General features: G+C 57.7%; 12 protein-coding genes. 8 read left to right on the top strand and 4 right to left on the bottom strand.

Annotated elements, in window-relative coordinates:
• Nucleotides 1-245: 245 nt before the first annotated feature.
• On the bottom strand, nucleotides 246-806 hold the full coding sequence (gene gmhB, locus FT726_RS24870) for a D-glycero-beta-D-manno-heptose 1,7-bisphosphate 7-phosphatase (protein ID WP_021507462.1): 561 nt from the start codon (nucleotides 804-806) through the stop codon (nucleotides 246-248).
• 188 nt (nucleotides 807-994) lie between these two features.
• Between gmhB and metN the strand changes: the two genes are divergently transcribed.
• The 6 genes from metN (at nucleotide 995) to proS (ending at nucleotide 6,568) form a co-directional block, all read left to right on the top strand.
• Nucleotides 995-2,026, top strand: a complete 1,032-nt coding sequence (gene metN, locus FT726_RS24875) for a methionine ABC transporter ATP-binding protein MetN (protein WP_127833709.1) — start codon at nucleotides 995-997, stop codon at nucleotides 2,024-2,026.
• Nucleotides 2,019-2,672, top strand: a complete 654-nt coding sequence (locus FT726_RS24880; protein WP_346303637.1) for a methionine ABC transporter permease MetI — start codon at nucleotides 2,019-2,021, stop codon at nucleotides 2,670-2,672. Before metN ends, FT726_RS24880 begins: the two co-directional genes overlap by 8 nt.
• A gap of 37 nt (nucleotides 2,673-2,709) precedes the next feature.
• Nucleotides 2,710-3,525 (top strand): MetQ/NlpA family lipoprotein, encoded by an 816-nt coding sequence (locus FT726_RS24885; RefSeq protein WP_021507465.1) that lies wholly within the window; start codon nucleotides 2,710-2,712, stop codon nucleotides 3,523-3,525.
• A gap of 127 nt (nucleotides 3,526-3,652) precedes the next feature.
• Nucleotides 3,653-4,054 (top strand): Rcs stress response system protein RcsF, encoded by a 402-nt coding sequence (gene rcsF, locus FT726_RS24890; RefSeq protein ID WP_021507466.1) that lies wholly within the window; start codon nucleotides 3,653-3,655, stop codon nucleotides 4,052-4,054.
• Nucleotides 4,051-4,758, top strand: coding sequence for a tRNA (N6-threonylcarbamoyladenosine(37)-N6)-methyltransferase TrmO (gene tsaA, locus FT726_RS24895; RefSeq protein ID WP_264249336.1), 708 nt, complete (start codon nucleotides 4,051-4,053; stop codon nucleotides 4,756-4,758). The genes rcsF and tsaA overlap by 4 nt, the downstream gene beginning before the upstream one ends.
• Nucleotides 4,759-4,849: 91 nt before the next feature.
• Nucleotides 4,850-6,568, top strand: a complete 1,719-nt coding sequence (proS, locus tag FT726_RS24900; RefSeq protein WP_346303638.1) for a proline--tRNA ligase — start codon at nucleotides 4,850-4,852, stop codon at nucleotides 6,566-6,568.
• Between the two features lie 32 nt (nucleotides 6,569-6,600).
• Here proS and arfB read toward each other — a convergent pair whose 3' ends face one another.
• Nucleotides 6,601-7,011 (bottom strand): alternative ribosome rescue aminoacyl-tRNA hydrolase ArfB, encoded by a 411-nt coding sequence (gene arfB, locus FT726_RS24905; RefSeq protein ID WP_021507469.1) that lies wholly within the window; start codon nucleotides 7,009-7,011, stop codon nucleotides 6,601-6,603.
• A gap of 216 nt (nucleotides 7,012-7,227) precedes the next feature.
• Here arfB and FT726_RS24910 point away from each other — a divergent pair, with 216 nt between their 5' ends.
• Nucleotides 7,228-7,428: a YaeP family protein gene (locus tag FT726_RS24910; protein WP_021507470.1), complete on the top strand. Its 201-nt coding sequence runs from the start codon at nucleotides 7,228-7,230 to the stop codon at nucleotides 7,426-7,428.
• Complete coding sequence (gene rof / locus FT726_RS24915) at nucleotides 7,415-7,678, top strand: Rho-binding antiterminator (protein ID WP_021507471.1); 264 nt, start codon at nucleotides 7,415-7,417, stop codon at nucleotides 7,676-7,678. Before FT726_RS24910 ends, rof begins: the two co-directional genes overlap by 14 nt.
• Before the next feature lie 39 nt (nucleotides 7,679-7,717).
• On the opposite strand, the gene FT726_RS24920 is transcribed toward rof, so the two are convergent.
• Nucleotides 7,718-8,026 (bottom strand): cytochrome c, encoded by a 309-nt coding sequence (locus FT726_RS24920; RefSeq protein ID WP_264251746.1) that lies wholly within the window; start codon nucleotides 8,024-8,026, stop codon nucleotides 7,718-7,720.
• 15 nt (nucleotides 8,027-8,041) lie between these two features.
• Nucleotides 8,042-9,255, bottom strand: a 1,214-nt coding sequence (tilS, locus tag FT726_RS24925) for a tRNA lysidine(34) synthetase TilS (RefSeq protein ID WP_346303639.1), incomplete at its 5' end; no start/stop codon positions are given.

Raw genomic sequence — 9,255 nt, forward strand, 5'->3', positions numbered from 1 at the left:
CGGTGCGACGCGGCGTTCGGCCTGCTGTCGCGAGGTGGCGTATATTACGCTTTCCTCCTTCAGAGTCAAACACTTTTTTCAGCGTTTTTCTCCGGCGGGGTGAATCGCTTCACGCCCTGCTGAGCCGCCTGCGTTGCCGCTTTGCCGTCTCAGTGGTGGCGCATTATAGGGCGAACTTATGGAAGCGCAAGTGCAAATTTCAACTTTTTTACTGTTCGCTTAAGATTTGTGCAGAAGGCCTGATTTCAGGCCTTTTTCATGCGCGCCGGCAGCTCTGCGAGACTATCAATCACCCAATCCGCAGCCGCTTCGCCTTCGGCGGTGACCGGCTTACCACTGCGCACCAGCACTTTGGTTCCCACACCTGCCGCCTTCGCTGCCAGCATATCTTCCAGCTTATCGCCCACCATATAAGAAGCCGCCATATCGATGTTCAGGTGTTTCTGTGCCGAAAGCAGCATGCCCGGTTGCGGCTTGCGGCAATCGCAAGTCTGGCGGTACTCCACGACCGTTGCATCAGGCAGATGCGGGCAGAAATAGATGCCGTCGAGATCGACATCGCGATCGGCCAGAGACCAGTCCATCCACTCGGTGAGTTGCATAAACTGATCTTCGGTAAACATGCCGCGCGCGATGCCAGACTGGTTGGTCACCAGCACCAGCGCGTAGCCCATCTTCTTTAACGCCTGCAGCGCTTCAATGGTGCCATCAATAAACTGAAAATTATCGATCTCATGAACATAGCCGTGATCGACATTCAGGGTGCCATCACGATCGAGAAAAATAGCCGGGACTGGGTTCGCCACGTAGAAACTCCTGCTGCAAATAGTGCCGCGCAGTATCGCATGATTGCGCATACCGTGAGAATGGCAGATTGAATGACTTTGATTGATTTAGCCGTCTGGATGCCTTACCATCCATCCAGATTTCGCCTGCCCCGGCGGCGCGAAAACCGATACACCACGGACAACGCAACACGATAACAATTAAACTAATGATTAAACTCGAAAATATCACCAAAGTGTTCCAGCAGGGTTCACGCACTATTCAGGCGTTGTCAAACGTTAGCCTGCACGTGCCTGCCGGACAAATTTATGGCGTCATCGGTTCATCCGGTGCCGGTAAAAGTACGCTCATCCGCTGCGTCAATCTGCTGGAGCGCCCGACATCCGGTCGCGTGCTGGTTGACGGTCAGGAGCTCACCGCGCTCTCTTCCGGGCAGTTAACGCTGGCGCGCCGCCAGATTGGCATGATCTTCCAGCACTTCAACCTGATGAACTCCCGCACCGTGTCGGGCAACGTTGCGCTGCCGCTTGAGCTGGGTAACCTGTCACGCGAAGCGATCAAAAAGCGCGTCAGCGAGCTGCTGGAGCTGGTCGGTCTGGCGGACAAACACGACAGCTGGCCGGCGAATCTGTCCGGCGGTCAGAAACAGCGCGTCGCGATTGCCCGTGCGCTGGCCAGCAATCCGAAGGTGCTGCTGTGTGATGAAGCCACCAGCGCGCTGGACCCGGCCACCACCCGCTCGATTCTGGAGCTGCTGAAAGACATCAACCGTCGTCTCGGCATCACTATTCTGCTGATTACTCACGAGATGGATGTGGTGAAACGCATCTGCGATCAGGTGGCGGTGATCAGCAACGGCGAACTGATTGAAAAAGACAGCGTCAGCGAAGTGTTCTCGCATCCGAAAACGCCCCTGGCCCAGCAGTTTATTCAGTCAACGTTGCATCTGGATATTCCGGATGATTACCAGCAGCGCATGCAGGCGAGCGCGGGCAGCGAGAGCGTGCCACTGCTGCGGCTGGAGTTCACCGGTAAATCGGTGGATGCGCCGCTGCTGTCAGAAGCCGCGCGCCGTTTCAACGTCAATAACAACATTATCAGTGCCCAGATGGATTACGCCGGTGGCGTGAAGTTCGGCATCATGCTGGCCGAAATGGACGGCAGTGAAACAGATACACAAGCCGCTATTGCCTGGCTGAAAGAAAATCATGTGAAAGTAGAGGTGCTGGGTTATGTCTGAAGCGATGCTGTGGTTACTGACGCGTGGCGTCTGGGAAACGCTGATGATGACCTTCGTTTCTGGTTTCTTTGGCTTTGTGCTTGGCCTGCCGGTTGGCGTACTGCTGTACGTCACGCGTCCGGGGCAGATTCTGGCCAACACTGCGCTGTATCGCGTGCTGTCAGCCATCGTCAATATTTTCCGTTCTATTCCTTTCATTATCCTGCTGGTGTGGATGATTCCGTTTACCCGCGCCATCGTCGGCACTTCCATTGGTCTGCAGGCGGCCATCGTTCCGCTGACCGTAGGCGCGGCGCCGTTTATCGCCCGTATGGTGGAGAATGCGCTGCTTGAGTTGCCGACCGGACTGATTGAAGCCTCGCGCGCCATGGGTGCCACACCGCTGCAGATCGTGCGTAAATTGCTGCTGCCGGAAGCGCTGCCAGGGCTGGTGAATGCCGCTACAATTACCCTGATTACGCTGGTGGGCTACTCCGCCATGGGTGGTGCTGTGGGCGCGGGCGGTCTGGGCCAGATTGGCTATCAGTATGGTTACATCGGCTATAACGCCACCGTGATGAATACCGTGCTGATTTTGCTGGTGGTGCTGGTGTATTTAATTCAGTTCTGTGGTGACCGCATCGTGCGTGCGGTGTCACATAAATAAGCAAACAACATCAATAGTCCTCTATTAAGGAAAGGATATGTCTTTCACATTTAAAAAGATTGCCGCTGTGGGTGCTCTGATTGGCGCGATTGCGCTGGCAGGATGCGATCAGAAAGAGAAAGATCCCAACCACATTAAAGTGGGTGTGATTGTCGGGGCTGAGCAGCAGGTTGCGGAAACTGCCGTGAAAGTCGCGAAAGAGAAATACGGTCTCGATGTTGAACTGGTTACCTTTAACGATTACGTGCTGCCTAACGAAGCACTGAGCAAAGGCGATATTGACGTTAACGCCTTCCAGCACAAGCCGTACCTCGATCAGCAGATCAAAGACCGCGGCTACAAACTGGTGCCGGTCGGCAACACCTTCGTTTATCCGATTGCCGGCTACTCGAAAAAAATCAAATCGCTGGATGAGCTGCAGAACGGTGCGCAGATCGCTATCCCGAACGATCCAACCAACCTCGGTCGCTCTCTGCTGCTGCTGCAGAAAGTGGGCCTGATCAAACTGAAAGATGGCGTGGGCCTGCTGCCAACCTCACTGGATATCACTGAGAATCCAAAGAACCTGAAGATTGTTGAGCTGGAAGCGCCACAGCTGCCACGTTCACTCGACGATCAGCAAATTGCGCTGGCGGTGATCAACACCACTTACGCCAGCCAGATTGGCCTGACCCCGGCGAAGGACGGCATCTTCGTAGAAGATAAAGACTCGCCGTACGTGAACCTGATCGTTAGCCGCGAAGACAACAAAGACGCGGAGAACGTGAAGAAGTTTGTTGAGGCTTATCAGTCAGACGAAGTGTCTGAAGCCGCCAACAAAATCTTCAACGGCGGCGCAGTGAAAGGCTGGTAATTATCCCTTTCATGCGGTGCAGGGCGGCTTCGGCCGCCCTTTCTATTTCAGCATGTGGCAGCTGACTTGTTATTTCTGGTCGTCCTTGTTTCAATAACGCCACTTTTTATTACATGAGGATGTTGCCATGCGTTTTTTACCGCTCTGCTTGTTGGCATTGATGCTGACCGGGTGCGTGCGTGAATATCACCCAATAAGCAGTGCTCCGTCTCGCCCGCAGCAATCAACCAGCGAACCTCAACGCAAACCGGCTGCGCGTCCGGCCCCGGTGAAGATCTATACCGATGCGACCGATCTGGTCAGCAATCCGTTCCGCGATCTGGGCGAAGTGTCGGGTGATGATTGCCAGAGCAGCACCCAGGACTCACCGCCGAACCTCAATACCGCGCGTAAACGCCTGCAGATTAAAGCGGCCGGCATGAAAGCCAACGCCGTGCTGCTGCACAAGTGTGAAATTGTCTCCAGCACGCCAGGCTGCTATCGCCAGGCCGTATGCCAGGGCTCCGCGCTGAAAGTCTCGAATCAATGAGTGAATTTGCCTTTGCGCAAATCGGCGTGATCCGTTCGCCGTGGAAAGAGAAATTTGCCGTACCGCGCCAGCCGGGTCTGGTGCAGGACGGCGGTGGCGAACTGCATCTGCTGGCGCCGTACAATCAGCCTGAAGCGGTGCGTGGACTGGAGGCATTCAGCCATCTGTGGGTGCTGTTCGTCTTTCACCAGACCATGGCCGGCGGCTGGCGCCCAACCGTACGCCCGCCGCGCCTCGGCGGTAATGCCCGCATGGGCGTATTTGCCACCCGCTCGACCTTTCGCCCCAATCCTATCGGCATGTCGCTGGTTGAGCTCAAAGGCATCCGCTGCGAGCAGCAACAGGTGATTCTGCAATTAGGCAGCCTCGATTTGGTGGACGGCACCCCTGTGGTGGATATCAAGCCTTACCTGCCCTTCGCCGAAGCGCTGCCTGAGGCGCGCGCGGGGTTCGCTCAGAGCGCGCCCGACGCCAGCATGCCGGTGCGTTTCTCCGCGCAGGCGCAGCAGCAGCTGCAGCTGCAGCAACGTCACTACCCGCAGCTGGCGCGCTTTATCACTGAAGTGCTGGCGCAGGATCCGCGTCCGGCTTATCGCAAAGGTGAAAGCCCTGGCCGTGAATATGCCGCGTGGCTGCTCGACTTTAATGTGCGCTGGCGCATTGACGCGGCGGGAACCGAGGTGATCGCGCTCGATCCACGCTAAAACAAGCTTTTGAGTGACGGATCTCGCTGGTACACTAGCCGCCAGCAAATTTTTTGTTCGTATCCTTCCGTACAACTGGAATCGTAAATTAATGCGTACTACTCAATATCTGCTCTCCACCCTGAAGGAGACGCCTTCCGATGCTGAAGTGATCAGCCACCAGCTGATGCTGCGCGCCGGTATGATCCGCAAACTGGCTTCCGGTCTCTATACCTGGCTGCCGACCGGTATTCGCGTGCTGCGAAAAGTTGAAAACATCGTGCGCGAAGAGATGAACAACGCCGGTGCGATTGAGATCTCCATGCCGGTGGTTCAGCCAGCCGATCTGTGGGAAGAGAGCGGACGCTGGGAGCAGTACGGCCCGGAGCTGCTGCGCATTAAAGACCGCCACGAACGTCCGTTTGTGCTGGGTCCGACCCATGAAGAAGTGGTCACCGACCTGATCCGCAACGAGCTGAGCTCCTATAAGCAGCTGCCGCTCAACGTCTATCAGATCCAGACCAAATTCCGTGATGAAGTACGCCCGCGTTTTGGCGTGATGCGTTCGCGCGAATTCATCATGAAGGATGCGTACTCATTCCACACCTCGCAGCAGTCGCTGCAGGAAACTTACGATGCGATGTACCGCGCCTACAGTCAGAGCTTCAGCCGCATGGGGCTGGATTTCCGCGCCGTGCAGGCCGATACCGGTTCGATTGGCGGCAGCGGCTCGCATGAGTTCCAGGTGCTGGCGCAGAGTGGTGAAGATGATGTGATCTTCTCCAGCGAGTCCGATTACGCGGCCAACATTGAGAAAGCCGAAGCGCTGGCTCCTGCCGGTGAACGCCCGGCGGCAACGCAGGTGCTGACGCAGTTCGCTACGCCAAACGCGAAAACCATCGCCGAGCTGGTCGAACAGCACCAGATCCCGGTAGAAAAAACGGTGAAAACGCTGATCGTGAAAGCCAGCGAAGAGAGCGGTCATTCGCTGGTTGCGCTGCTGTTACGCGGCGACCACGAGCTCAACGAAATCAAAGCCGAGCATCTGGACATTGTGGCCGCGCCACTGGAAATGGGCAGCGAGGAAGAGATTCGCGCCGCCATCGGTGCCGGTTTTGGCTCTCTCGGTCCGGTCGGTCTGACCATCCCGGTGATTGCTGACCGCACCGTGGCAAAAATGAGTGACTTCGCGGCAGGCGCCAACATTGATGGCCAGCACTATGCCGGCATCAACTGGGGCCGCGATCTGCCAGAAGCACGCGTAGAAGATATTCGTAACGTGGTAGAAGGCGATCCGAGCCCGGATGGCAAAGGCGTGCTGATGATTAAGCGCGGCATTGAAGTCGGCCACATCTTCCAGCTCGGCACCAAATATTCGGACGCGATGAAAGCAGCGGTACAGGGTGAAGATGGTCGCAACCAGATCATGACCATGGGCTGCTACGGTATCGGTATCACCCGCGTCGTGGCGGCGGCTATCGAACAGAACCACGACGAGCGCGGGATTATCTGGCCAGCGGCGCTGGCACCGTTCGAAGTGGCGATTCTGCCGATGAACATGCACAAATCCTTCCGCGTGAAAGAGCTGGCGGAACAGCTGTACAACGAGCTGCGCGCCAAAGGCATCGATGTCATTCTTGACGATCGTAAAGAGCGTCCGGGCGTGATGTTCGCCGATATGGAACTGATCGGCGTACCGCACACTATCGTGATTGGCGATCGCAACCTGGATAACCAGGAGATCGAGTACAAAGCCCGCGCCGCCAGCGAGAAGCAGATGATCAAGCAGCACGACATCGTCGACTTCCTCAGCCGCGCCCTCAACAAGTAATCCCCTGACGCCTCCTGCCGGAGGCGTTTTTTTTAGCGTAGCTTGCCGCGCAGCGCCTTCACATTGCTGCGTCGTGATTTACCTTCCAGCCGCCGCTCTCGGGACGCCCGCGTCGGGCGCGTCGCGCGGCGCACTTTCTCCACCGTTGTCAGCTCGCGTATCAGGTTGATTAGCCGCTGCAGCGCCGCTTCGCGGTTCATCTCCTGGCTGCGATACTCCTGCGCTTTGATAATCACCACGCCATCGGCGCTGATCAAATGGTGGTTCGCCTCCAGCAGCCGCTGTTTATAAAACGGCGGTAGCGACGAGGCGTGAATATCGAAGCGCAGATGGATAGCGGTCGACGTCTTATTGACGTGCTGGCCGCCCGCGCCCTGAGCGCGAATGGCACTGAGCTCCACTTCATTGTCCGCAATTGAAACACTACGTGACAGCACAATCATCTGCCACCTGCCGTTATCAGCGCGGTTGTATCCGGAAATAACCTGTTCATCAACTTAACCTTTTGTGCGCCGCCAGGCTGGCTAAGACCAGTGCTGGCTGTCACTTTTTGCCCTTTCTTTGCCACCTTCCCTGCGCCCCCTGGCTGATTTCCAGCGAACCCCTGTGATATAGTCGCATATCAACCAGAGTATTGATGCTCTGCTGAGGAGGTGTATGTGCAAAAGTATTGTGAGTTAGTTCGCCAGAAGTATGCCGGGATTGGCAGCGGCGACCTGGGGTATGTGCCAGACGCGATCGGATGCGCACTGAAAGCACTCAATGATATTGCCGCTAATTCTGCGCTAAACTCTTCTGTCAGGGAACAGGCAGCGTATGCCGCTGCAAACTTATTGGTGAGCGACTATGTTGACGAATGAAGCCTACAAACCCATCAACTGTGATGACTACGACAACCTCGAGCTCGCCTGTACCAAACACTGGACGCTGTCGCTGGAGCTCAAAAACGGCGACCAGCTGAAAGCGAAAGCCGTGGACATGGTCTCACGTAAAAACGTCGAGTATCTTGCGGTCGACCTCTCCGGTGAAACGCGCGAGCTGCGTCTCGACCACATCGCCAGCTTCAGCCATCCTGAGCTGGGCACCGTTATCGTCAGCGAAGACGAATAATCTCTCCCCGGGCGGGAAAGCTATTCCCGCCCACCTCGCTTAAGGCTGCAGCGAAGCGTAGTACGCCGCTAAATCATCCATATCCTGATCGCTCAACCCGGCCACAAAGGCTTTCATTACCTCTGCCTGACCGCCACTGCGCTCGCCTTTTTTGTAAGCCTGCAGCGAATGCAGCAGGTAGGGCGCATGCTGCCCGGCCAGATTAGGGTAAAGCGGCACCGCGCTCTTACCTTCCGAGCCATGGCACGCCATACAGCTGGCGGCTTTCTGCGCGCCGGCCTTGACGTCGCCCTGCGCAAACGCCGGCAGCGCAGCAGCCAGTAGCGCCGCGACCATCCACTGTTTCATCATTGCTGTTCCTTTTTAGGGTGTTGACCAGATCGCCTGCCAGCCTTGCGTCTCGCCCGCCGCGCCTGCGCGGGTGACAAACAGCCCCGGCGCGGCAATCAGCGTCTGGTTGTAGTAAATCAACGGAATGCGTTCACGCTGCCACGGCGGGACGCCCAGCTCCTGCCACAGTTTTTTCATTTCGCGACCACCAGCCCGGCCGACAACATGGTGATAGCCGCGGGCCTGAAAGCGCACAATAACCTGCTCATCCGCCGCCGGCTGGCGCAGTTCCGCCTGCGCCGGGCTGGCGCGCAGTTCACCCAGCCCATCAGGCAAAATTAATGGCTGCGTCAGCGGCTGCCAGGTTAGCGAGTGCTGACTCAGTGAGTGCTGTCGCGGCAGCCAGTAAAGCCGCTCCCGGTAGCGCCGCAGTTCGTGCGCGCCAAAGCGCAGACACGGCTGCGCATCTTCACGGCTGTGCATCACCTCATCGGTAATGCGCTGCAGCGCGTCGCGCGCGGGCATTGCGCCGCCGCGTTCGCTAATCCAGCGCCGCAGCAGCGCGTGCCGCCGTGCCTCGCTACAGGCCAGCAGCGGCGTAAAATGCAGTGCGCCCTGGGCATCGGTCAGCTGCGCCAGCTGCTCGCTGAGCAGCTCATCCAGCAGTTGCTCCTGCTCACCGCATAGCGCTGCGCTGCGGGCACTGGCCGCGCTGAAGTGCGGCCAGCGCGCCTGCAGCAGCGGCAGCACGTCCTGGCGCAGGAAATTGCGATCGTAGCGACGGTCAGCGTTGCTCTCATCGTCAATCCAGTCCAGCTGGTGCCCGACAGCGTAAGTTTCCAGCTGCTGACGGCTGAGGTTAAGCAACGGGCGCAGATGCCAGTGGCCGTTAACCTGCCGCTGCTGCGGCATCGCCGCCAGACCAGCCGGACCGCTGCCGCGTTTCAGCGCCAGCAGCAGCGTTTCAGCCTGGTCATCGAGGTGCTGAGCAGTAAGTAAGTACTCACCGGGTTGCAGGTGTGTGAATAACGCCTGATAGCGCATCGTGCGGGCTGCGGCTTCGATACCGCCGGCGCGAGCGTCCACCTGCACGCGCAGCACCTCACAGGGAATGTGCCACTGCTGACACTGCTGCTGGCAGTGCGCCGCCCAGCGATCGGCGTTGGGGCTTAAACCATGATGCACGTGTAATGCGCGCACGTGCAGCTGCGGCTGCTGGCGTTGCCAGTTCACTAACTGATGCCGCA

The sequence above is a fragment of the Pantoea sp. Morm genome (assembly GCF_016643525.1).
GTDB classification, from domain to species: Bacteria; Pseudomonadota; Gammaproteobacteria; order Enterobacterales; family Enterobacteriaceae; genus Pantoea; species Pantoea dispersa.